The following is a 22746-nucleotide window of genomic DNA, read 5'->3' on the forward strand; positions in this document are numbered from 1 at the left end:
GAAGATATCTTAAATTAGCTTAAATTCCCCTTTTTGAAGGGGTGGCTGTGACGGTTACTGTCACAGACGGGGTAGTTGCTTTTGAATTGGATTTTCAATTTGCTAAAAGCAAATTAAAGAGTGACTACCCCGTCTGCAGCATANAANGCTGCATCCACCCCTTCGAGGAAGGGGAATTAAAATGACTACCCCGGCTGCAGCATAAAACGCTGCATCCACCCCTTCACAGAAGGGGAATTGAACCAACTACCCCGTCTGCAGCCACACCCCGGCTGCGACAAAGAACGTCGCATCCACCCCTCTCAAGAGGGGAATTTCTATTACATTTACCCCTTCACAGAAGGGCGAAGGGGAATAGAACCTTTTTGTGAAACAAATTTCATTATTTCAACCGCTAAATAGTAATGATCAAAGAGACTATAGAACGGTAATTCAAAGTTTTAAAAAACTGAATTTTTCTGTTAATATAATGGGTTGGCTATTCTTTTGTTCAATTTTTACGATTATTTCCCAATCTCCTTCCTTTAAAATTTCGTTGATTTCTATGCCTATTGATGGGTATGTGAATGCCTGTGTTACCATTTCTCCTTTTTCTGGTGTTTTTAAGAACAACTTTATCAATATTTTGTTGTTTGCATTATCATGTTTTATACTTTCTAAATTTAGAGAGTATCCTCCCGTTCTTTTTTCTCCTGCACTTATACAAACTACAAATGGCACTTCTTCTATTTTAGTAACTATTTTGTTATTTTGTTTTATTACCATATCTGGTATTTGAGATTTAAAATAACAGTCTACAATTTTATAATTTATCATAGGTTCTCCTTCTTCAAAGTTGTAATTTTCTTTAGAGGTTTGCAGTTGTTCTGGCTTTTGTATATCCTCCTGCACCTGTTCTTGAAGTTGTTCACTTTCAGGAATTATTTCATTTTGTGTATTTGGTGAAATGAAAAAAAATAATGATCCAATTGCCAATGCCGATATAGCAATTATTAAAATCACTTGAGTTGTTGACATTCTAATTACCTCCTCATTCTAAGATTATAATATTTTGATAAGATATTATTTATTCAATAAAAATTGGGACCTTTCGGCCCCAATTTTTATTTAAAATAATGATTTAAAATATTGTCCAAGGAACTCCTACTCCTCCATATTCGTCTAAGAAACCCATTCCTGGTCCACTTATTACTCTATAAACAGGGACATTCTCGTTATTTATTGTTATCTCCCCACTTATGCCAAACGGCTTTGCTAATACTATGTCATCGAGCCAGGCAGTATCTTCACCAGAGCTCCAGATAAAATCTTTTTCATAAGCAAACCTTACGGTATGAGGGCCATGATCCAACACAAAATTATAAGTCATCCAATCTTGTTCTCCACTTAAACTTAATATTTCCGCCCCATCAATGTATAGTTTAAAGAAATCCCAATTTGCCTCAGAAGAAACTTTAACCTTAAACGACAATGAAGCAACAGTTTCAAGAGTAAATGAAGTTTCTATCCAACTTTGCTCATTATCGTCTATATCACCAAATCTTAAAACTGTAGCTTCATCAATTGTTTCTATAACAGGTTCTTTATCTCCGCCAGTTACCCAGTTAAAGAAATCATGTTCTAAATCACCATCTTCGAAATCTTCTTTTGCTATTGTATCTGCTTCAGGAAGTTCTCCATCATAATAATAAACCAAATAATAATAACCACTTTCTTCTATATAAGGTAATAAATTCATTATCATTGTCTGATAACTTTTCATATCAAAAGCTTCCACAACATAAAAATCTTGATCTAATAAGAATACATTAAGAGTACCAGAAAATGGTAAGTCTGTACTTAAAGTTGCTTCGAATTTAGTCGTTTCAAATTCTTGAGTGTAAGTCGTTACTGTTGCCTCAGACAAAAGATTAACAGGTTCGTATTCAACTGATTCAACAGTAACTACATCTTGATAACCCAATTCTTCTTTCATTCTGTAATTTGGTGCATATGCATATAGATATTCTGGTCCTCCAATTATAATATCGTATTCTCCGGGCTCAATACCGACAAATAATTCATAACCATAATTGTTGGTCTTTCCGTAATATCTTTTACCTGTTTCTTTATGTTCTATAGTAACATTAACTCCTGACAAATAAAAATCTTCACTTAATGCACCTTTTGCTACAACCCGTAACGCTCCAACTTCATAGTCATTTGGATCAAGATCAAGAGAATTTGCAGCGTTTATCCTTCCATAGCCAGCAGCAGTATCGTATCCAGGTTTATCTATATCTTCTGCTCCCTCTTCTATCATCCTTTTTATTTGGTAAACATTGGCATCTGGATATTCTTCTTTCAATAAAGCAGCTAATGCAGACACGTATGGACATGCCATAGAAGTACCTGCCCAATAAGCATAAGGCTGTTCTTCTACGCCTTCAACTTCGGCTAAACTTTTTGGAATAGTAGAAATTACATTGTCACCTGGAGCAGCAACTGATACATATTCTCCTCTTGAAGAGAAGCTGGTGATTTCATCTCTTGCGTCACTTGCAGCAACTCCTATAACTCCAGTATATGCTGAGGGATAATGCCAGAATTGATCGGTAGTATCATTACCAGAGGAAGCAACAACCACTACGTTATTCATAAGAGCGTAATCAAATGCATCTTTTAGTATGTTGGAATAGCCACCGCCGCCCCAACTGTTTGATAAGACGTCTGCTCCGTGATCTACAGCCCATACTATTCCGTCAGCGACTGCAAAGTCACCTATATACCCTGGAATGAATATTCTTATAGGCATAATCTTAGCATCTGGTGCTAATCCTGATATTCCTTCACCATTATTTCTTTTAGCAGCTATTATTCCAGCTGTGTGTGTACCGTGACCTTGTGAATCGGAGTCTTCATTAGCATAAAGTACACTTTTCGAAACAGGATCATATCCATCTACTAATTGGCCTTGTAAATCAGGATGAGTTCCATCTGTACCAGTGTCTAATAAACCAACTATTACACCTTCCCCTGTAGCAGTATCCCATGCAGTTTCAGCGTCTAATAATTCTAAAGCATATTGATATTCTAAAAATGGGTCTGCTTCTATTTCATCTACTACTAAAATATTAGAACTAAATTGTTTATTTATAATGTTATTTTTATTTATAACGTTATCTTTTCCAGATTTAATAACTGGTATTTCTCTATCTGTAAAATTTGGTTCAATATATCTTATTCCGTCTACTTTCTTATTTTTAAGAATTTCAAAAGCTTTATTTACATCCATAACCTTGGTATCTAATTCAATCAAAACCGCATTAAGTTCGGGTATCTTTTCTTTAATTTCTACTCCTTTGAGTTTACTAAGTAATTCGTCCAATGCTTCTTCTTTTCCTTCTTCATATCCAACTACTAATTCATTATCGTTATATTCGCGACCTTGAAGTTCTATAAATGTGGGAATATATGAATTGTAACGTGATAAGTTAGAATTTGTTGAATTATCATTAAATCCATCATTAGAAGGCACGTTTAAATTCATACAACCTGAAATTATAAAAACCAAAGAAACAACCAAAACAACTATTATTGAAAATCTCTTTTTCATTTCATCTTACCCCCTTTCTTAATTGCCTGTAGTAGTAGTAAATTCGTTGTGCATTTCAGGCATTACTCCACCAAGAGGATCTATGCCCCAACCGTAATCTATTGCTATGGAATATGCCACACTATCTGAATCATAAGACACAGCGTATGCATAATCTACTCCCCAATCATAGGTTTTACCAGGCTCCAATTTATTATCTTCTTCATATTTATAAGGATAACTATACGGAGGAAAGTATAAGAACCAGCTTAAGTCTTCATATTCAGGGCTTCCTTCATTTCCTTTGAAAGTCACAGAAATTTCTTGTGCTCCTACTGTCGCAAAGTCATACATATAAACAGTTGTACCTTCTAAAATACCTGGAAATATATAATTTTCACTTTGCACTAAATCGTATATCCATATTGTATAGTAATACTCAACAACAGATTCGGGAGAAGTTAACTCTTTTGTAGGTTCCCAAACAAAGGTTGGTTGTCTTGAAACGTTTGTTTCTCTATCTGCTGGTGACTTTAAATTCACATTGAAACTATCAAGAGGAACTACTGAACCCAATTCAACAAGTTCGCTTTCTTGATTACCTCTATAAGAACTCACAGCATACCATACTTCTCTCCCAACTTCATTTTGTGCTGATGGATCTCTATAATAACCAGATGCTACAGTAGCTATTTTTCTATAATTAACTCCATCAAAAGATCTATAAACGTTATAGCCATCAGGACGTACGACATTTGGCCCAACAAGTCCGTAGTAATCCAATGTATCATAATCAAACCAGCTTATTTCTACCCATAAGTTAGTTCCTTGTGGTGCAGCTTCTATCCCTGTACCAAAATTTTTTAATGGTTCAAAATCCTGTGGTAAGTTATTAGCACCATTAAAATCAAACTTATCAGAAACTATTTTTAAAAGTTTATCGTTATTATAAAATTCTACTCCTTGGTTTCTTGTATAAGATACTATTCCAACATAACCTAAATAAACAGGACTTACTGGAACAAAAAGACTTTCCTCTACTTCTTCAACTTCTCTATTTATCGTAATATATTCTATTTTCTCTACTCTATTGTCATTGTAATCATAAAATACAACATATAAAGGAACTTCTCCAGAAAAGGTGGATACATCCATATTAGTGAATGTGGCTGTTGGCGTGTCTGAAGCAATATATCGATCTCCAAAAAAGCTTGAACCTGGAACACTTCCTATTTTAGCGTAAATAATACTCGGATGATTATCCGTTTCAACATCAACTCTTAACGTGAAATTTCCTGTAATGTTGGTGATATCTAACTCGTTACCTTGCAAATCAAAAAAGCTGAGAGTAACTTCAGGGAAAGTTTGAGAATCAGGGTCTGTATATAATCCAGTAGCTCTTAATTGAACTTCTTTTACATTCTCGGCGAGGTATTCGGTTTTTAAACCTTCTATTTTACTTAAAGCGTATCCTTGTTTTTTCAATTCTACGTCTATCTTTTCAGGAAAACCACTAAGGTTAAAGATTACTTGTCCTTTTTTGTCTGTTACGCCTTGAGCCAATATATCATCACCTGATTTGACAACCACGTTTGCCCCTTCAACTGCAGACCCTGTATTGTATTCAATTACAATAAAAGCGCGTTCTTGTTCAAGAGCAGAGGGAGCAGAGGTTGTAAAACTCCAAAGATCGCTGGTAGCAGTTTCACCGTCTGGATCTTTTGCCACAACTTTCCAATAATATGTTTTCCCATATTCAAGTGACAAAGGTTGGTAGGATTTCGTCGTTAAATTGGATTCTAAAAGAGGAGGATTACTATCGTCACCAAAATATAAATCAAATTTTAGGGTATCTCCATCAGGATCACTTGCTTCCCACCTTAAAGTTACATCTAATGGAACATTTGATGCTCCATCTGCAGGATAAGGATTCGAAGGTTTGTTCGGTGGATTATTCAACGTAGGTACACACGCAGAAAACGTTAATAAAACAATCAACACAACAACCAAATAAAAATACTTCTTCATAGCAATAATCACCCCCGTTTAGTTGTTTAAGATATCTTGTAAAACCTCCAAAAAACATTCTTTCAAATTTTTAAAGATTTTCACCCCCTTTATATTTTATTAGGAAATAGTAAGATTTCTTTTTAATCTAAATTCATAATAGTTAATTGCAAAGTTTTATAATCACAACATAATTCATACAATAGATATTATACCATAAATTAAATCAATTATTATACTTTTTTTAAATTTTCTTTGTAACATTTAATGAATTTTTGAGTTTGAAGTGTTGCAAATTCACTTCATAAAAGTGGAATAAAACTTTAATTCACCTCTTGAGAGGTCTGTTGGTTTTTATTCCCCTTCACAGAAGGGGAATAGAACCGACTACCCCGGCTGCAGCCACACCCCGGCTGCGACAAAGAACGTCGCATCCACCCCTCTCAAGAGGGGAATTAAAATGAATGAGAATTTAAGAAGATTTTTAGGTTTTATAGTATAATATAAATAAGATGGTTGAAGGAGATGTGTTTATGCCTAATAAGCTTTTAAAAAATGGGTACATTTTGATTAGTGCGGATGATGATGTAGAAAAGCTTGATATTTTGATAGATGGTGATGAGATAGCAGATCTTGTTCCTAGAGATTCAGATTATCCTATTGAGGATAGAGATTTAGAAGTTTACGATCTTTCAGGGAAATTGATCGTTCCTGGTTTTATTAATACACACACACATTCTCCTATGTCTTATTTTAAAGGTGTAGCAGATGATTTGACTTTTGATGATTGGCTTTTTAACAACATGCTTCCAAGGGAGAACTTTTTGGATAATGAGTTATCTTATTATGGCTCTTTGGTCTCAATTTTAGAGATGCTTTCTAATGGGATAACAACTTTTGTTGATATGTATATGTTTACAGATGATATTGCAAAGGCAGCATATGATTTAGGAGTTAGGGCATATATTTCAAGGGGGTTATCTTTTGATACCCAAGAAGGTTGGGAAAGAAGACTTAGAGAAAATATTCAAACTTATGAAAAATATAACGGTTTAGATAATAGAATATACATAGGTTTTGGACCTCACGCTCCGTATACCGTTCCTGTTGATAAGTTGAAAGAAGTTGCAAAATTAGCTAAAAGATATGATACACACGTTCAAATTCATTTGTTAGAATCGATAAAAGAAAAAAAACAATACAATTTAATTGATATAGAAAAAAGTGGATTGTTCGATGTTCCAACTATTGCTGCACATTGTGTACAATCTGATTTAAAAGATATAGAGGTGCTTTCAAGGAACGAAGTAAACGTTGCATATAACCCTATTAGTAATATGAAATTAGCTAATGGGGTGGCTCCTATTGTTGATATGATTGAAAAGAATATTAACGTAACCTTTGGAACGGATGGAAGCGCCAGCAATAATTCTTTGAATTTTTTTAGTGAGATGAAGTTTGGTAGTGTTTTACAAAAATGGAGGTATGGGCCAGATAAATTTAGTGTTGATCAAGTTTTACGTATGGCATGGGAAAATGGTGGTTTCGCTTTGGAAGAAAGGTTAGGAAGGTTAGAACCAGAATTCAAAGCAGATTTAACTGTTATTGATTTGGATAATTATGAGTTTTATCCTTTTGATCTTTCAAGAATCAAGTCTCACCTTGTATATTCAGCTAATCCTAGAAATGTATTTGCCACTATGGTTGCTGGTAACTTTTTATATTATAATGGTGAGTTCTTAAATTTGAATCAAAAAAAGGAGAAAATATATGAAAATTTCCACTTCTATTACAAAGAGATTGAAGATAAGTTTAATAACAGTATTTCTTCTTCTAATAATCCCAACGATAGCGATTTCTAGCCCAATAGAAGATTATATTGATTTTATGCCCGTTGGTTATGAAGAAGTTAGTAGAATAGTTACAAGAAATGGTACCGTTGTAAATACTACCATTCCTGAAAACGGGGAACATTTAGAACTTATTTTTAAAAAAGATAACGAACTATATGAGGTTCATGTTGTACATTTCAGAAATCCGTTTACATTGGTAAATTTTTGGTATTCTTTTGTGAGTGATTATTCTAGTGCTTTAGATTCTGCTTTTTCTGCTGTGCCTTTTGTGTATGGAGAATTTAATACAGAATATATGAAAATGCAGTTAAGTGCATGGTTTAGGGGCTTAAATAATACTTTTTTTGTAGTTTATGGCCCTAGAAGTTTGGTTATTAACGATTTAAAAATCAAACTTAATAGATGGTGATTTTTTTGGATTTATACAATAGGTTAAGCGATTATTTTAAAAATAGATATGGTGAAAGAGTACAAAGACTTCCAATAAATGCCGGGTTTAGTTGCCCTAATAAAACAGGAGAGAAAGGAAAGGGTGGCTGTATTTATTGCGATCTTACAGGAAGTGGTTTTTCTTCTTTTAAACCAAAGGTGAGTATCAAAGATCAAGTCAATGGTATGATTGAAAGATACCAATTAAAAGCAAATAAGTTTTTGGTTTATTTTCAAGCTAATACTAATACCTATGCCCCTATTGATGAATTGAAAAATAAGTATGAAAGTGCTTTGATAGATCCAAGAATCGTTGGGTTAGATGTATCAACTCGTCCTGATTGTGTTCCAGATGTTGTTATTAACCTGTTAAACAATTTTAGAGATAGAGTTGATGTTTATGTTGAGTTAGGAGTAGAAAGCACGAACGTTAATACTTTAAAATTAATGAATAGAGGGCATTCTTTAGCAGAAGTTATAGATAGTGTAATTAGATTGAAAAAAGCGGGTTTAGAAGTTATTTTACATTACATAATAGATTTTCCTACCGATACAATAGAGGATGTTATAGAAATGGCTAAAATAAGTTCAGTGTTGAAAATAGATGGGGTAAAACTTCATTCTTTATACATAGTTGAAAATACTAAACTAGCAGAGATGTATAAGAAAAATGAAATTTCTCCATTATCTTTGGATGATTTTATCGAAAGAGCTATCAATTTTTTAGAGTATTTAGACCCAAAGATTGTTATTCATAGGATGGTTGCAGATCCCCCTAAAGAAGGAACTTTACACGGTAACTGGGGATTTTCTAAGATCAAAATCTTAAATATGATTGAAGGCAGGATGAAAGAAAGAGGAACTTTCCAAGGCAAATATTTTGATTATTTAAATAATTGAAAGTAGGACGGTTGATCGCTGATAGACATACTTGGTCTATTATGAGGAAAGTCTGGACTCTAAGGGCAGGATGCTGGTTAACTACCAGAGGGAGCAATCCTTGAAAAGGGCCATAGAAAAGAAAACCGCCGAAAGGCAAGGGTGGAACGGTGGGGTAAGAGCCCACCAGTACCAGAGTGATCTGGTAGCTTGGTAACCTCCATCTTGAGCAAGGTCAAGCAGGAAGGCCAAAGGTTGCCCGCCGAGAGAGTTTATCTCCGCCTTCCAGGTAGACCGCTTAGATTAATGATCAACTCTACAGAATCCGGCTTATAGTCCTACTTAATAAAAAAACAATCCCAAATTTTTTGGGATTGTTTTTAAGTTATTTGTTTTCTATTATTCTTCTTTTGGTAATAGTTGAAGGATAGATAATTCAGAGGCGTCACCTTTTCTGTATCCGATTTTTAATATTCTTGTGTATCCACCGTTTCGGTTTTCATACCTTGGAGCAATTTCATGAACTATTTTGTATACAAGTTTTCTGTCGTTGAAATGTTTATTTATATCTCTATTTAAGGCTACCCTTCTGTCAGGAGAGTCTGTCGCATTTGCTTCTTTTGCTTTCGTGATAATTTTCTCCACAAGTGGCCTTACTGCTTTTGCCTTAGCTGTTGTTGTTATAATACTTTCTGATTCAAAGACACTTCTGGCTAAATTGTTTAGTAAAGCCTTTCTATGAGAAGCGTACCTATTTAACTTATTTGTTTTAACTCTATGCCTCATCGAAAGTGTTCCCCCTTTCTTCTTGGTATAACTTTTCATAGTCTATATCAAATTTGTCTTTTAACTCTTTCTTTATTTCTTCTAAAGATTTACTTCCGAAATTTTTGATTTTAAGTAGATCATTGGGTTTTCTTTTTAACAATTCCCCTATTGTCTCAATTCTTTCTCTTTTCAAACAGTTTTTAGCTCTTTTAGTTAAATCTAATATATCAATTTGAGTTTCCACTAAATCTCTTGGCAGTCCGAATATATTTTCTTCAGCTTCTTCCTCTTCTTCAATATCTTCTTCTATTGATACTTCCATTTGCTCTATTGTTTCTAAATTTCCTTCTCTTTCCCAAAGTTTAGATATGAAGTCAAAATGCTCCATTAAAACCTTTGTTGCTTCTCTTAAAGCTTCTGTAGGAGTAATATTCTTCTTAGTCCAAATTTCAAGAATTAGTTTATCATAGTCAGTCCTTCTTCCAACACGAATGTTCTCAGTTAAATAGTTAACTTTTAATACTGGACTGAATATCCCATCAATATAAATGTATTCTATATCGCTTTGAAACTTTAATTCTTGTCCAGGTATAAATCCTTTGCCTGTTTGTGCATAAAGTTCAAAATCCACTTCCATATCTTTGTTAAGATGGGCTATAACATGATCTGGGTTAGATACTTCTATTCCGGCAGGTGTTCTGATATCACCACTTTTAATCTCTTGCCCTGCTTTGTACTTCTTTTTTAATGTCAATAAAATGGGATAGTCTATCGCACTCAATTTATCGATATCATCAGCTTTTAATTGAACTTTTTTCAAATTCAATGTTATTTCGATGATATCTTCTTTTATTCCTTCAACGGTGTCATATTCATGCAATTTTCCAGGTATTCTTAAACCTGTTATTGCTAAAGAAGGAATAGAGGATAAAAGAACCCTTCTTAGTGCATTACCAATAGTTATAGCGTATCCTTTTTCCAAAGGAAATAGTTCATATTTTGAGTAATTGTACTCATTATGTTCTTGTTTTTCTACTATTCTAAATTTTTCCGGTTTAATTAACAAATCCATAAATTCTCTGAAATCCTTATTAGGGATTCAGAGTACACCTCCTTTCCTGCCCCTTTAGAGCGAGGTGATATTTTTAAAAATTTATACTTTTTACTTGGAATAAAGCTCTATAATGTTGGTTAATGAAACTGGAACATCCATTTCATCAATCTTAGGTAATCTTTCAAATGTTCCTTTTAGATTTTCAAAGTCCACACTAACCCAAGCAGGAAGATTTCTGTACCCTTCTTGTACTAATTCAAGACCTTCTCTTACCTGTTGAATGTTTCTGCTTTTTTCTTTAACTTCTATTACATCCCCTACCTTGACTCTGAAAGAAGGAATGTTTGTTTTTTTACCATTTACCAATATGTGCCCATGAGTTACCATCTGTCTTGCAGTTCTTCTGTTAGGTGCGAACCCCATTTGAAAAACCACGGAATCTAATCTTCTTTCAAGCAATTGCATTAAAACTTCTCCAGTTTCTCCACTTTGAGATCTTTCTGCTTCTTCAAAGGTATTTCTGAATTGTCTTTCCATCAATCCATACATTCTTTTTAAAGCTTGTTTAGACCTTAACTGCATGGCGTATTGAGTTTGTTTTTGCTGTTGCCTTCCGTGTTGTCCTGGAGCATAATTTCTTTTTCTGACACCTGATTTCTCAGTATAACTTCTTTTACCTTTTAAATAAAGGTTAATTCCTTCTCTACGAGACAGTTTATCTAGAGGACCGATATACCTGGCCATTAATTCTTTCCCTCCTTAAAATCTTTTCTTCTTTGGTCTACAACCGTTGTGAGGTATAGGAGTTACATCTTTAATACTCTCAACATTTAAGCCAGCAGCTTGCAATGATCTTATTGCTGATTCTCTTCCTGAGCCGGGGCCTTTAACATATACCTCTACCTTTTTTACTCCCATATTCAAAGCTTCCTTTGCAACTTTATCAGAAGCCATCTGAGCAGCAAATGGAGTTCCTTTTTTTGTTCCTTTGAATCCTACATTTCCTCCACTTGACCAAATTATCGGCCTGCCTTCTGAGTCTGTTAAGGTAACAATAGTATTGTTAAAGGTTGAATGAATGTGTACCGCCGCTTTTTCAGGAGCAGCTTTCTTTTTTTTGCTTCTTTGCTTAACTCCTTTTTTTGCCATTTATTTTGAAGCCTCCTTAAAAATTGTATGTTGTTTTTTGTGAAACGATTATTTTGACCATTTCTACTTTGATTTGTTGTAATTATTTTTTCCTGATTTTAGTTAGTCTTGGCCCTTTTCTTGTTCTGGCATTTGAATGTGTTTTTTGCCCTCTTACTGGTAATCCGGCTTTGTGCCTTCTTCCTCTATAGCTTCCTATGTCTATTAATCTTCTGATGTTTTTGTTTAATTCTTGCCTTAATTCACCTTCAACCTTATAATTTTCATTTATATGATGAGTAAGCCTTGATATTTCATCATCTGTTAAATCTTTAGCTTTTTTATTGGGATCAATTTCAACTGCGTTTAAAATATCAAAGGCTGTTTTTCTTCCAATTCCATAAATGTATGTCAAACCCACAAATAAAACCTTATTATCTGGTACTTCAACTCCCAAAATACGCGCCATTAAATTTCCTCCTTACACTAATTTTTTGAACTAATGCTATTTTAAGCTTGAAAGGTCGGTGTGTAAATTACCCTTGTCTTTGTTTGTGCTTGGGATTCTTTGAACATACAACCCAAACTCTTCCGCCTCTTTTTACTATTTTACAATGTTCGCATCTTTTCTTAACCGAAGCTCTAACCTTCATAATTACTTCCTCCTTAAGAACTTTTCTGTATTTTTTCCCTTTTCACAATTCTTCCTTTGTTTAAATCATATACAGATACTTCAACCGTAACGCGATCTCCTGGTAGTAGTTTAATAAAGTTTTTTCTCATACGTCCAGAAATATGTGCCATAACTTCATGTCCATTATCTAATTTAACTTTAAAGGTTGTATTCGGTAATGCTTCTTCGATGTAACCTTGCATAATAACTACATCCTTTTTCGGCAATTCAATCCCTCCTTTTTAAGGGATTTAATTTTTTTATAATTCAGTAAGAATAATTGGCCCTTCTTCTGTTATTGCTATGGTGTGTTCAAAATGTGCTGCTTTAGATTTATCAGATGTTACAGCGGTCCATCCATCTTCCAATAATTCAACTTCATAATTTCCCATTGCAACCATTGGTTCTATGGCAATTGTCATGTTTTTTCTTAGTTTTGGACCTCTACCGCTTGTTCCATAATTAGGGATTTGGGGATCTTCATGAAGTCTTTTCCCAACTCCATGCCCTACATACTCTCTAATAATTGAAAAACCTTTTCCTTCAATATAGTTTTGAATTGCATTCCCTATATCTCCAATTTTATTACCAAGAACGGCTTTTTTTATTCCCAAATACAAAGATTTTTTTGTAGCTTCTACTAATTCTTTTTCTTGTTGGGAAACTTCACCTATTATATATGTGCGGGCAGAGTCTGCAATATATCCTTTATATGTTAATCCACAGTCTATGGAAACTATGTCCCCATTTTTTAATACTTTGTTTTTTAAAGGAAATCCATGAACTACTTCTTCATTAACAGAGAAGTTTATAGCATATTTGTAACCGTTGTATCCTTTGAAGGTAGGGGTAGCATCTTCTTTTTCCATATACTTTAAAACATAATTTTCTACAGTTTCCCCATTAACGCCTTCTTTTATAATTTCTGGAATTAAAGCGTCAAGAAGACGGGCAAGCTTTTCTCCAGCCCGTCTCATTATTTCAATTTCTTGGTCGGTTTTAATGATAATCATTATTATTTGAATCTCCTTAATATATTAAACAATTCTTTTGTAACTTCTTCAACATCCTGAGCCCCGTTTACTGTAATAATTTTGTTATTTTTTCTATAATATTCTATTACGGGCTCGGTGTTTGCTTTATAAACTTTGTATCTCCCTCTAACTACTTCTTCTTTATCGTCATCTCTTTGTACTATTTTTGTGCCGCATACATCGCATTTTTCGTCTTCTTTTGGCTTGAGGGTTATTAAGTTATATACTTTCCCACATTTTGGGCATACTCTTCTATTACTAATTCTTTTAACAACTTCTTCTTCCGATACATCGATGAGTACTGCTGCATCTATCTCTTTGTTTAGCTCTTTTAGTGTTCTATCTAAAAAAAGTGCTTGTTCAAGAGTTCTGGGATATCCGTCTAAGATAAAAGAATCTAATTCAATTAACTTTTCTTTTACCAATCCATTCATTATCTCATCGGGGACTAAATCTCCCCTATCCATAATAGCCTTTGCTTTTTTACCTAATTCAGTTCCTTTACTAACTGCTTCTCTTAATATATCTCCCGTTGATATGTGTTCAACATCGAACTCTTCTGCAACCATTTTAGCTTGAGTTCCTTTACCTGCACCAGGAGGCCCGAAAAATAAAAGCTTCAATTTATTTTCATCTCCTTCCACGTAACCTTCCTTTTCTCATAAATCCTTCATATTGTCTTACTATCATATGCTGTTCAATTTGTTGTACTATATCAAGCGCCACACCAACAGCTATCAATGTGCTAGTACCACCTATCCAAATTTGTTGCATTCCTGAAGCACCTCTTATAAAATAAGGGGATAAAGCTATAACTACTAAAAAAATAGCTCCAATGAAAGTAACCCTTGTCATTACAGAGGTAATGTAATTAACTGTTGGTTTTCCCGGCCTAATTCCAGGTATGAACCCTCCATAACTTCTTATGTTATCAGCTACATCATTTGGATCCATAACAACGGAACTGTAAAAATAGGTGAAGAAGAAAACTAACAAACCATATAACACAAGGTATAGTGGCGATCCTATTGCAAATAATCTGTCATCCCAAGTTGCTGAAGTAACTCCAGCAATCATACTTGGTAAAGTCATTATAGCAGAAGCAAAGATTATAGGAATTACTCCTCCACCATTGACTTTTATTGGTAAATATGTTGAAGAACCTCCATAAACTTTTGTTCCGACAACTCTTTTAGCATATTGTATATTTATTCTTCTTTCAGAAGTTTGGACAGCAACTACCGCAATAACAATAAATATCGCTATCGCCGCTAACAAAATCCATTCGAGCGGAGTCATCCCTATAAGGGCTTCTGCTGCGTATTGAGGATATCTTGAGACTATACCTGCAAAGATTAAAACAGACACCCCATTACCAATTCCTTTTTCCGTAATTAATTCTCCTATCCACAATAAAAACATCGTTCCTGCCGCTATTGAGACGGTTGCTAAAGTTACAAAAAGAACAGGAGAAAGAGTTGGTGCTCTGTAACTACTAGCAGCCATTGACATTAATAAACCTTGACCGAAAGCTAGTACTAGTGTTAACATCCTAGTATAATGAGCAAACTTTTTTCTTCCGCTTTCTCCTTCTCTCAACATTTCTTTTAAACTTGGAATAACGGAAGATAATAGTTGAAAAATAATTGATGCCGTAATATACGGAGTTACCGAGAGAACAAATATGGATAAATTACTTAACGCTCCCCCAGCAAAAACATCAAAAAATCCAATAAAGCCTCCTACCGCTCCTTCAGAAGCACCACCTAAGGCAGCTTGCCATGCTTGAACATTTATCCCTGGAATCGGTATGTATATACCTATTCTAAAACCTATTAACGCTAAAAAAGTAAATATGACTCTACTTCTTAATTCGGGAATTCTAAAAATGTTCTTAAAGGCTTTAAACATCTATTGGATCACCTCTGTTTTTCCACCAACTGCTTCTATTTTCTCTTTAGCACTTCGAGAAAAGAGGTTGGCTTTAACGACAAGAGGTTTTGTGATTTCTCCTTTTCCTAGTATTTTTACACCGTCATTTAATTTTTTAATTATTTTCTTTTCTAAAAGTATCTCAGGAGTTATTTCTTCGTTTTCAGAAAAGTATTTTTCTAAAGTTTCTACATTAACTATAGAATAAACTTTCTTGAAAGGTTTATTTGTGAATCCGTATTTTGGAGTCCTTCTGATTATATTAGTTTGTCCGCCTTCAAAAATTTTACTTATTTTTCCGCTACCTCTTGCTTTTTGACCTTTATGTCCTTTTCCAGAAGTTTTTCCTAGCCCGGATCCGCTTCCTCTTCCTACTCTTTTTTTTGCTTTTCTAGATCCTTCAGTCGGTTTTAGATCTTCTATTTTAAGTGGCATCTATGCAGCCTCCTTGTTTACGATTTTTCACAGATTTTCAGAATCAATTTCTTCCCACTCAACCAGATGTTCAACTTTTCTTATCATTCCTCTAATTTGAGGACTATCTGGTTTAATTACTTCTTTATCTTTTTTTGTCAATCCTAATCCATCAAGAGTAGCTAATTGTCTTTTGTTTTTTCCTGCTCTTCCTCTTATTAATTTTATCTTTAAATTCGACATAAGCTCATACCTCCTCATGCGCACCATAAAATGCTTGTTTAACAGTAATGTCTCTTAACTTAGCAATCTCTTGAGGAGATTTTAAATTCTTTAGTCCATTGTATGTGGCTTTTGCTAGATTTAAAACGTTATTTGATCCTATGGATTTACTAAGTATGTTATCAATCCCAGCCAATTCAACAACTGCTCTGACAGGGGAACTTGCGATAACTCCTGTTCCTGGACCCGCTGGAAATAACAATACTATTGAAGCATCTTGTTCACCAGTTGTTTCATAAGGTATTGTTTTGTTTTTAACAGGAACCTCGATTAAATTTTTTCTTGCATTTTGTATAGATTTTCTAATGGCCTGAGGTACTTCTCTTGCATTCCCGATTCCTAATCCAACTTTACCGTTTTTATCTCCTATAACCGATACAGCTCTAAAGGATATAGTTTTTCCACCTTTTGTAACTTTACTTACTCTTCTTATCTCGATGATTCTTTCTTCAAATTCATTTGCTGCATCGGTAGCCTTTACCTTTTTATCATTATCATTAGGCATATATCACCAACACCTCCTAAAACTCTAAGCCTGCTTCTCTTGCTGCCTCAGCAAGAGCTTTGACTTTCCCGTGGTATTTATAACCACTTCTATCAAAAACAACTTTTGTTATACCTTTGTCTTTTGCTTTTTGTGCGATGTTTTTCCCAACTTCTTGGGCAGCTTTTTCATTCCATGTTTTTTCTAATTTTTCTTTTATTTCTTTTTCTGTTGTAGAAGCTGCTGCTATAGTAACTCCTTGTGTATCATCAATAAGTTGAACATATATATGTTTTTGACTTTTAAATATTGTCATTCTGGGTCTTTCAGGGGTACCCTTTATTTTTTTTCTGACTCTTAAGTGCCTTTTTCTTCTAAGGGTCTTCTTATCTAATGGTTTTATCAATTTGTGTGAACCTCCCTTATCTGATTTTTCCTTTAATTCAATAAACCTTAAACTTTTTTACCTTCTTTGCGTAGTACTAATTCATTTACATATTTAATACCTTTTCCACTGTAAACATTTACTTTTCTTAACTTTCTTATCTTAGCTGCTGTTTCACCTACTTGGTACTTATCTATTCCTTTAACAATTACTTTAGTAGGTTGTGGTACTTCAACAGTTATTCCTTCAGGTATTGGAAATTGAACAGGCTGAGAATAACCTATATTTAATACTAAATTCTTACCTTGCAACTGTGCTCTATAACCTACACCAATAACGTCTAATTCCTTTTGGTAACCATTTGTTACTCCTTCAATCATGTTCCTCAAATGAGAGGTATAAGTACCTCTTAATGCTTTCAATCTCTTATTATCAGAACTTCTTTTTACTATCCCTTCTTTTCCTACTACTAGGATTTCATTTTTTTCTTGCTTTATTTCTAAATTTTCAGGTAATTTTATAGATAACTCACCATTTTTCCCTTTTACTTTTACATTTTCTCCATCCACAATTATTTCTACACCTTCAGGAACAATTGTTGGTTTATCTGCTATTCTAGATTGTGGCATTTGTGCACCTCCTCACCATACATAACATATTACTTCTCCACCAACTTTTTTCTCTCTAGCTTCTTTATCAGTCATTACACCCATAGAGGTAGAAATTATAGCTATTCCTAATCCGCCTTTTACTTTCGGTATATTCTTTGTATTTACATATACCCTTCTTCCGCTTTTAGAAACCCTTATTATTCCTTCCATAACTTGTTTTCTATCTCTTCTTGTTCCTTTGTATTTTAAATTAATTTTTAGTATTCCTTGCTTGCCATCATCAATATATTTATAATCATTAATAAATCCTTCTTTTTTCAATATTTCAAGGATATCCTTTTTTAAGTTGGAAGCAGGTACTTCAACACTTTCCTTGAAAACCGAATTAGCGTTCCTTATTCGTGTTAACATATCTGCTATTGGATCGCTCCACATTGATTTTTCCCTCCTTACCAGCTAGCCTTCTTTACTCCAGGAAGTTTACCTTCTAGAGCCTTTTCTCTGAAACATATTCTACATAGTCCAAATTCTTTATATACACTTCTAGGCCTACCACAAACCTTACATCTGGAGTAAGCTCGCGTTTTGTATTTTGGAGTTCTTTTAGATTTTTCTATTAGAGCTTTTTTCGCCATTACTCACAACCTCCGTTTATAATTTTTGTAGTGGAAAACCAAAGTATTCCAACAATTTTCTTGCTTCTTCATCAGTTTTTGCTGTAGTTACTATTGTTATATCCATTCCTTGGACTCGGTTTATGTCATCAGGTCTAATTTCGGGGAAAATAAGTTGTTCGGGAATTCCGAATGTATAATTTCCTCTACCATCAAAGGCATTTGCTGATAGACCTCTAAAATCTCTCAATTTTGGTAAAACAATATTAGTTAACTTATACAAAAAGTTATACATTTTCCAGCCTCTTAAGGTTACTTTAACACCAATAGGCATGCCTTCTCTAACTTTAAAGTTGGCAACACTTCTTTTTGCTCTTGTAATCAAAGCCTTTTGTCCTACTATTTTTGTAAGCTCTTGAGCATGTTTTTCTACTACTGCTTTATTCCTAGTGCCTTCTCCTATTCCCATATTAACAACTATTTTTACGATTTTTGGGACTTGAAGTTCATTTTTGTAGTTGAATTCTTTCATCATTGAAGGAATTACAACTTCTTTGTATTTATCCTTAAGAGGTATATATTGAACATTTTCCATTGATAGTCCTCCTTTTTCGTTTCTTTCAAGTGGAAACACCTGAATTGGTTGTTTCTACAAAATATTTTCAATCAATTAAGATCTATCTACTACTTCTCCACATTTTTTGCAATATCTTGCCTTGCTCCCGTCTTCTAAAAATTTAAAACCAACCCTTGCTTTTTGATCACAGTTTGGGCAAATCAACATTACGTTAGAAATATCTATTGGTTTGGGTTGCTCAATTATTCCTCCCTCTCTCATCTGCTGTGTTGGTTTTTGATGTTTTTTTACAACATTAATATTATCAACTACTACTTTATTTTCTTTTAGGATTACTCTTAAAACTTTACTTTTTTTCCCTTTGTCTTTTCCAGAGATTACTTCCACCGTATCATCTTTTTTTATTTTATTCATATTTTCACCTCACCACACTTCTTTAGCTAAAGATGCTATTTTGGAGTATCCTTTTTCTCTTATTTCTCTAGCTACGGGGCCAAAAACCCTTGTTCCAATTGGCAATTTGTTCTTGTCTATTAATACAGCAGCATTATCATCGAATCTTATGTAGCTTCCATCTTTCCTTTTTACCTCTTTCCTAGTTCTTACAATGATTGCTTGAACGATTTGCCCTTTCTTTATATCGGTGTGAGGTATGGCCTCTCTTACAGAACATATTATAGTATCTCCGATAGTTCCTTTTGAGTTATGAAACCCTCCAAGTACCTTTATAACTCTTAAGGTTTTTGCTCCGGAGTTATCGGCAACTCTTACTTTACTCTCTAGTTGTACCATCGACCTCACCTCCAAAAGCTTGTTCTATTTCTTCTTCAACTGATTCAGGTGTTTCATCTTCTTCCGATAAAATATTTTTCTTTATTATTCTTTTCAAAACAAACGCCTTCGTTTTTGATAGTTTTCTTGATTCTTCTATTTCTACAACATCTCCGATACGGCATTCGTTATTTTCGTCATGAGCGTGGTAACGTCTTGTCTTTTTAACAAATTTATGGTATTTCGGATCTTTTGTCATTCTGTCTGTTTCAACGGTTATAGTTTTGTCCATCTTATCACTGACGACTCTTCCTATTATTGTCTTTTTAGACATCGAAATTTTACCTCCTTATTCCGAGTTCCCTTTCTTTGAGGATAGTTTTGATACGAGCTATGTCTTTTTTTACCATTTTTATGCTAGATGAGTTTTTTAATTGTCCAAGTTCAAGTTGAAACCTTAATTGGAATAATCTTTCTTTTAAATTCTCTAATTCTCTATTGAGTTCTTCATCTGTTAATTCTCTCATTTCTGATATTCTCATCAGAGTTCCCCTCCTATATCGTATCTTTGAACTATTTTAGTTCTTATCGGTAACTTGGAGGCAGCGTACTCTAATGCCCTTTTTGCAGTTGCTTCATCAACACCACTTATTTCAAACATAACTCTTCCTTTTTTTACTACTGCAACCCATCCTTCGACATCACCTTTTCCTTTACCTTGCCTAGTACCGATACCTTTTGATGTCACCGGTTTGTCAGGGAATATATTGATCCATATCTTACCGGTTCTTTTAAGCGTTCTAACCATAGTTAATCTGCAAGCTTCGATTTGTTGAGCGCTTATCCATGAACTTTCCATGGCTTTCAATCCCCAGTCACCGAAATGGACCAAGCTGCCGCCCTTAGTCATTCCTTTTACAGTTCCTCTTTGTTGTTTTCTATATTTTACTCTTTTGGGCATCAACATTTGGGATATCCTCCTTCTCTACTCTGTATATGCTCACAATTTTTATTGTATTGGAGTATCGCCATGATACACCCAAACTTTTATTCCAATAGTTCCATATTTAGTTTGAGAGTGTATCATAGAATAATCTATGTTTGATCTTAATGTTTGTAAGGGTAATCTTCCCTCCATATACCATTCTGTTCTTGCAATTTCTGCTCCGCCTAATCTTCCAGAAACCATTATTTTTATACCTTTTGCTCCTCTTCTCATAGCGTTGTTTATAGCTCTTTTCATTGCCACCTTATGAGATACTCTTCTTTGTAGCTGACCAGAGATATCTTCTGCTATTAGCTGAGCATCGACATATGGATTTTTTACCTCTTGAACGTATACTTTAACGCTTTTATCTCCGACAATTTCGGCCAATTCGTTTCTTATATTTCTTATTTCTGATCCTTTCCTGCCTATCAAGATCCCTAATCTAGCAGCATAAATATCAATTCTAACCATAGAATCGCTTGGTCTTTCTATTAGAATTTCGGAGATTCCTGATGCACCGTATTTTGATTTAATGTGATCTCTGATTTTTTCATCTTCATGAAGGTATTCATAGTAACTTCTCTCATTGAACCATACCGATTTCCAATTCTTGTTGTTTCCTAATCTGAAACCATATGGATGTACTTTTGACCCCACCTAATTCACCTCACTTTATTTGTCAGCACTTTTATCCCTAACGGTTATATAAACATGACTCATTCTTTTTTGTAATATATCTGCTCTTCCATGAGATCTGGGCCACAACCTTTTCAGTCTTGGACCTTCGTTTATCATTACTTCTGAAACATATAATTTTTCTGGGTTTAAACCAAAATTATTTTCTGCGTTAGCTATTGCAGACATCAGGGTTTTATACAATATTCTTGCTGATTTTTTAGGGCTAAAAGTTAAAATTTGAAGAGCTTCACTTATATCTTTATTTCTTATGGCGTTAGCCATAGATCTCATTTTCTTAGGAGATATTCTAACATATTTTGTTACTGCTCTAGCTTCAACTTTTGGTTCGGCAGCTTCTTTTTCTTTTCTCATTCTATGATAAACTGATCTTTTGACTTTTCTACCGTCCTCTTGAACTCTAGAAACTTTACTATTAGAAGCCATAAACTACCCTCCTCAACCTTGCCTTTCTAACTTACCTTTAGTGGCTTTTTTGTCTGGATGTCCTCCAAATCTTCTTGTTGGAGAAAATTCTCCTAATCTGTGGCCTATCATTTGTTCTGTTATATAAACAGGTATATGTTTCATCCCATTATGAACAGCTATTGTATGTCCAACCATTTCTGGAAGAATCATGGATGCCCTTGACCAAGTTTTGATTACTTTCTTTTCACCTTTTTCATTCATTTCTCTAATTTTTTTGATAAGGCTTGGATGAACATAAGGTCCCTTTTTTAATGATCTTCCCATTCGTTACACCTCCTAAACTTTCCTAAAAGCCTATTTCGTTCTTCTTCTTACAATAAATTTATCGGATTTTTTCTTGCCTCTTCTAGTTTTGTAACCTTTGGCTGGTGTGCCCCATGGAGATTTAGGAATATGACCTTTACTTTTACCTTCTCCACCACCCATCGGATGATCGACTGGGTTTTGAACCATACCTCTCACCTTTGGCCTTCTTCCTAACCATCTAGTTTTTCCAGCTTTACCAATTACTTCGTTGGAGTGATCCTCGTTACCTACGGCTCCAATAGTAGCCATACAAGTTAAGCGTACCCTTCTTAATTCTCCAGAAGGCATTTTTAAAAGAGCATATTTCCCTTCTTTTGCCATTAATTGAGCATAAGTTCCAGCGGATTTAGCAATTTTTCCTCCTCTTCCTGGTTCAAACTCTATATTATGAACGAAGGTACCCAAAGGAATATTTTCTAAAGCCAATGCATTACCCGGTCTTATGTCTGCGGTATTTCCACTCATAACAGTATCTCCAACTTTTAACCCCTTTGGGGATAAAATATATCTTTTTTCTCCATCAGCATATACCAGTAAAGCAATTCTTGCACTTCTGTTTGGGTCGTATTCAATAGAAACAACTTTGGCTGGAATATTATATTTATTTCTCTTAAAGTCTATTATTCTGTATTTTCTTTTGTGCCCACCACCACGGTGTCTCATGGTAACTCTACCGTAATGATTCCTTCCAGCTGTTTTTTTCAAAGGTGTTAGTAAACTTTTTTCTGGTTTTACCTTTGATAAATCAGAAAAATCAGAGGTTATCATGTATCTTCTTGATTTAGTTACAGGTTTATATTGTTTTATCGCCATCATTAT

33 protein-coding genes and 1 other RNA gene are annotated in these 22746 nt (G+C 34.2%); 4 read left to right on the forward strand and 30 right to left on the reverse strand.

The annotated features are described in order from the left end of the window. Positions 1 to 432: 432 nt before the first annotated feature. The 3 genes from PW5551_RS03930 to PW5551_RS03940 all read right to left on the reverse strand — a co-directional run bounded on the left by PW5551_RS03930 (position 433) and on the right by PW5551_RS03940 (position 5602). Positions 433 to 1017 carry a protease complex subunit PrcB family protein gene (locus PW5551_RS03930; RefSeq protein WP_113074500.1) on the reverse strand — a complete coding sequence of 195 codons (585 nt, stop codon included), beginning with the start codon at positions 1015 to 1017 and terminating at the stop codon, positions 433 to 435. A 103-nt stretch (positions 1018 to 1120) separates the two neighbouring features. Beyond that, a complete protein-coding gene (locus PW5551_RS03935) occupies positions 1121 to 3595 on the reverse strand; it encodes a S8 family serine peptidase (RefSeq protein ID WP_113074501.1) in 2475 nt (824 codons plus the stop codon). An 18-nt stretch (positions 3596 to 3613) separates the two neighbouring features. Continuing rightward, a complete protein-coding gene (locus PW5551_RS03940) occupies positions 3614 to 5602 on the reverse strand; it encodes a hypothetical protein (RefSeq protein ID WP_113074502.1) in 1989 nt (662 codons plus the stop codon). Positions 5603 to 6114: 512 nt separating this feature from the next. Between PW5551_RS03940 and PW5551_RS03945 the strand changes: the two genes are divergently transcribed. The 4 genes from PW5551_RS03945 to rnpB all read left to right on the forward strand — a co-directional run bounded on the left by PW5551_RS03945 (position 6115) and on the right by rnpB (position 9091). Next, complete coding sequence (locus tag PW5551_RS03945; protein ID WP_113074503.1) at positions 6115 to 7443, forward strand: amidohydrolase; 1329 nt, start codon at positions 6115 to 6117, stop codon at positions 7441 to 7443. After that, positions 7382 to 7843 (forward strand): hypothetical protein, encoded by a 462-nt coding sequence (locus PW5551_RS03950; protein ID WP_146738324.1) that lies wholly within the window; start codon positions 7382 to 7384, stop codon positions 7841 to 7843. Before PW5551_RS03945 ends, PW5551_RS03950 begins: the two co-directional genes overlap by 62 nt. Continuing rightward, positions 7837 to 8763 carry a TIGR01212 family radical SAM protein gene (locus PW5551_RS03955; protein ID WP_370445905.1) on the forward strand — a complete coding sequence of 309 codons (927 nt, stop codon included), beginning with the start codon at positions 7837 to 7839 and terminating at the stop codon, positions 8761 to 8763. The genes PW5551_RS03950 and PW5551_RS03955 overlap by 7 nt, the downstream gene beginning before the upstream one ends. Continuing rightward, positions 8763 to 9091: RNase P RNA component class A (gene rnpB, locus PW5551_RS03960), an RNA gene on the forward strand. The genes PW5551_RS03955 and rnpB overlap by 1 nt, the downstream gene beginning before the upstream one ends. A 50-nt stretch (positions 9092 to 9141) precedes the next feature. On the opposite strand, the gene rplQ is transcribed toward rnpB, so the two are convergent. From rplQ to rplB, 27 genes are all read right to left on the reverse strand, one after another. Beyond that, positions 9142 to 9528, reverse strand: a complete 387-nt coding sequence (gene rplQ, locus PW5551_RS03965) for a 50S ribosomal protein L17 (RefSeq protein WP_113074506.1) — start codon at positions 9526 to 9528, stop codon at positions 9142 to 9144. Beyond that, a complete protein-coding gene (locus tag PW5551_RS03970) occupies positions 9518 to 10582 on the reverse strand; it encodes a DNA-directed RNA polymerase subunit alpha (protein ID WP_113074507.1) in 1065 nt (354 codons plus the stop codon). The genes rplQ and PW5551_RS03970 overlap by 11 nt, the downstream gene beginning before the upstream one ends. A 90-nt stretch (positions 10583 to 10672) precedes the next feature. Next, positions 10673 to 11308, reverse strand: a complete 636-nt coding sequence (gene rpsD, locus PW5551_RS03975) for a 30S ribosomal protein S4 (protein ID WP_113074508.1) — start codon at positions 11306 to 11308, stop codon at positions 10673 to 10675. A gap of 15 nt (positions 11309 to 11323) precedes the next feature. Further along, positions 11324 to 11713 carry a 30S ribosomal protein S11 gene (gene rpsK, locus PW5551_RS03980; RefSeq protein ID WP_113074509.1) on the reverse strand — a complete coding sequence of 130 codons (390 nt, stop codon included), beginning with the start codon at positions 11711 to 11713 and terminating at the stop codon, positions 11324 to 11326. A gap of 82 nt (positions 11714 to 11795) precedes the next feature. Then, positions 11796 to 12161 (reverse strand): 30S ribosomal protein S13, encoded by a 366-nt coding sequence (gene rpsM, locus PW5551_RS03985; RefSeq protein WP_113074510.1) that lies wholly within the window; start codon positions 12159 to 12161, stop codon positions 11796 to 11798. A gap of 67 nt (positions 12162 to 12228) precedes the next feature. After that, positions 12229 to 12345, reverse strand: coding sequence for a 50S ribosomal protein L36 (gene rpmJ / locus PW5551_RS03990; protein WP_113074511.1), 117 nt, complete (start codon positions 12343 to 12345; stop codon positions 12229 to 12231). Between the two features lie 13 nt (positions 12346 to 12358). Next, entirely contained in the window at positions 12359 to 12592 is a 234-nt protein-coding gene (gene infA, locus PW5551_RS03995) for a translation initiation factor IF-1 (protein ID WP_113074512.1), read from the reverse strand. Between the two features lie 33 nt (positions 12593 to 12625). Beyond that, complete coding sequence (map, locus tag PW5551_RS04000; RefSeq protein WP_113074513.1) at positions 12626 to 13378, reverse strand: type I methionyl aminopeptidase; 753 nt, start codon at positions 13376 to 13378, stop codon at positions 12626 to 12628. Between the two features lie 2 nt (positions 13379 to 13380). Next, positions 13381 to 14022 carry an adenylate kinase gene (locus PW5551_RS04005; protein WP_113074585.1) on the reverse strand — a complete coding sequence of 214 codons (642 nt, stop codon included), beginning with the start codon at positions 14020 to 14022 and terminating at the stop codon, positions 13381 to 13383. 7 nt (positions 14023 to 14029) lie between these two features. After that, entirely contained in the window at positions 14030 to 15310 is a 1281-nt protein-coding gene (gene secY, locus PW5551_RS04010; RefSeq protein ID WP_113074514.1) for a preprotein translocase subunit SecY, read from the reverse strand. After that, entirely contained in the window at positions 15311 to 15766 is a 456-nt protein-coding gene (gene rplO / locus PW5551_RS04015) for a 50S ribosomal protein L15 (protein WP_113074515.1), read from the reverse strand. Positions 15767 to 15793: 27 nt separating this feature from the next. After that, positions 15794 to 15988: a 50S ribosomal protein L30 gene (gene rpmD / locus PW5551_RS04020; protein ID WP_233488430.1), complete on the reverse strand. Its 195-nt coding sequence runs from the start codon at positions 15986 to 15988 to the stop codon at positions 15794 to 15796. Positions 15989 to 15992: 4 nt separating this feature from the next. Continuing rightward, entirely contained in the window at positions 15993 to 16532 is a 540-nt protein-coding gene (gene rpsE, locus PW5551_RS04025; protein ID WP_113074517.1) for a 30S ribosomal protein S5, read from the reverse strand. Positions 16533 to 16548: 16 nt separating this feature from the next. Next, positions 16549 to 16917, reverse strand: coding sequence for a 50S ribosomal protein L18 (gene rplR / locus PW5551_RS04030; RefSeq protein ID WP_113074518.1), 369 nt, complete (start codon positions 16915 to 16917; stop codon positions 16549 to 16551). Between the two features lie 47 nt (positions 16918 to 16964). After that, a complete protein-coding gene (gene rplF, locus PW5551_RS04035; RefSeq protein ID WP_113074519.1) occupies positions 16965 to 17525 on the reverse strand; it encodes a 50S ribosomal protein L6 in 561 nt (186 codons plus the stop codon). A gap of 12 nt (positions 17526 to 17537) precedes the next feature. Beyond that, entirely contained in the window at positions 17538 to 17942 is a 405-nt protein-coding gene (rpsH, locus tag PW5551_RS04040) for a 30S ribosomal protein S8 (protein WP_113074520.1), read from the reverse strand. Between the two features lie 14 nt (positions 17943 to 17956). Next, complete coding sequence (locus tag PW5551_RS04045) at positions 17957 to 18142, reverse strand: type Z 30S ribosomal protein S14 (protein ID WP_113074521.1); 186 nt, start codon at positions 18140 to 18142, stop codon at positions 17957 to 17959. Between the two features lie 16 nt (positions 18143 to 18158). After that, positions 18159 to 18716: a 50S ribosomal protein L5 gene (gene rplE, locus PW5551_RS04050; RefSeq protein ID WP_113074522.1), complete on the reverse strand. Its 558-nt coding sequence runs from the start codon at positions 18714 to 18716 to the stop codon at positions 18159 to 18161. 75 nt (positions 18717 to 18791) lie between these two features. Beyond that, complete coding sequence (gene rplX, locus PW5551_RS04055) at positions 18792 to 19112, reverse strand: 50S ribosomal protein L24 (protein WP_113074523.1); 321 nt, start codon at positions 19110 to 19112, stop codon at positions 18792 to 18794. Positions 19113 to 19121: 9 nt separating this feature from the next. Further along, positions 19122 to 19490 (reverse strand): 50S ribosomal protein L14, encoded by a 369-nt coding sequence (gene rplN / locus PW5551_RS04060; protein WP_113074524.1) that lies wholly within the window; start codon positions 19488 to 19490, stop codon positions 19122 to 19124. Continuing rightward, positions 19471 to 19803, reverse strand: coding sequence for a 30S ribosomal protein S17 (rpsQ, locus tag PW5551_RS04065; protein WP_113074525.1), 333 nt, complete (start codon positions 19801 to 19803; stop codon positions 19471 to 19473). Before rpsQ ends, rplN begins: the two co-directional genes overlap by 20 nt. A gap of 7 nt (positions 19804 to 19810) precedes the next feature. Next, on the reverse strand, positions 19811 to 20011 hold the full coding sequence (gene rpmC, locus PW5551_RS04070) for a 50S ribosomal protein L29 (protein ID WP_113074526.1): 201 nt from the start codon (positions 20009 to 20011) through the stop codon (positions 19811 to 19813). After that, complete coding sequence (rplP, locus tag PW5551_RS04075) at positions 20011 to 20436, reverse strand: 50S ribosomal protein L16 (protein WP_113074527.1); 426 nt, start codon at positions 20434 to 20436, stop codon at positions 20011 to 20013. The genes rpmC and rplP overlap by 1 nt, the downstream gene beginning before the upstream one ends. Before the next feature lie 42 nt (positions 20437 to 20478). Beyond that, positions 20479 to 21114 (reverse strand): 30S ribosomal protein S3, encoded by a 636-nt coding sequence (gene rpsC, locus PW5551_RS04080; protein WP_113074528.1) that lies wholly within the window; start codon positions 21112 to 21114, stop codon positions 20479 to 20481. 15 nt (positions 21115 to 21129) lie between these two features. Further along, on the reverse strand, positions 21130 to 21579 hold the full coding sequence (rplV, locus tag PW5551_RS04085) for a 50S ribosomal protein L22 (RefSeq protein WP_113074529.1): 450 nt from the start codon (positions 21577 to 21579) through the stop codon (positions 21130 to 21132). 12 nt (positions 21580 to 21591) lie between these two features. Further along, complete coding sequence (gene rpsS, locus PW5551_RS04090) at positions 21592 to 21885, reverse strand: 30S ribosomal protein S19 (RefSeq protein ID WP_113074530.1); 294 nt, start codon at positions 21883 to 21885, stop codon at positions 21592 to 21594. A gap of 30 nt (positions 21886 to 21915) precedes the next feature. Beyond that, positions 21916 to 22740, reverse strand: a complete 825-nt coding sequence (rplB, locus tag PW5551_RS04095) for a 50S ribosomal protein L2 (protein ID WP_113074586.1) — start codon at positions 22738 to 22740, stop codon at positions 21916 to 21918. Positions 22741 to 22746: the final 6 nt, after the last annotated feature.

Source organism: Petrotoga sp. 9PW.55.5.1, assembly GCF_003265365.1.
Taxonomy (GTDB): Bacteria; Thermotogota; Thermotogae; order Petrotogales; family Petrotogaceae; genus Petrotoga.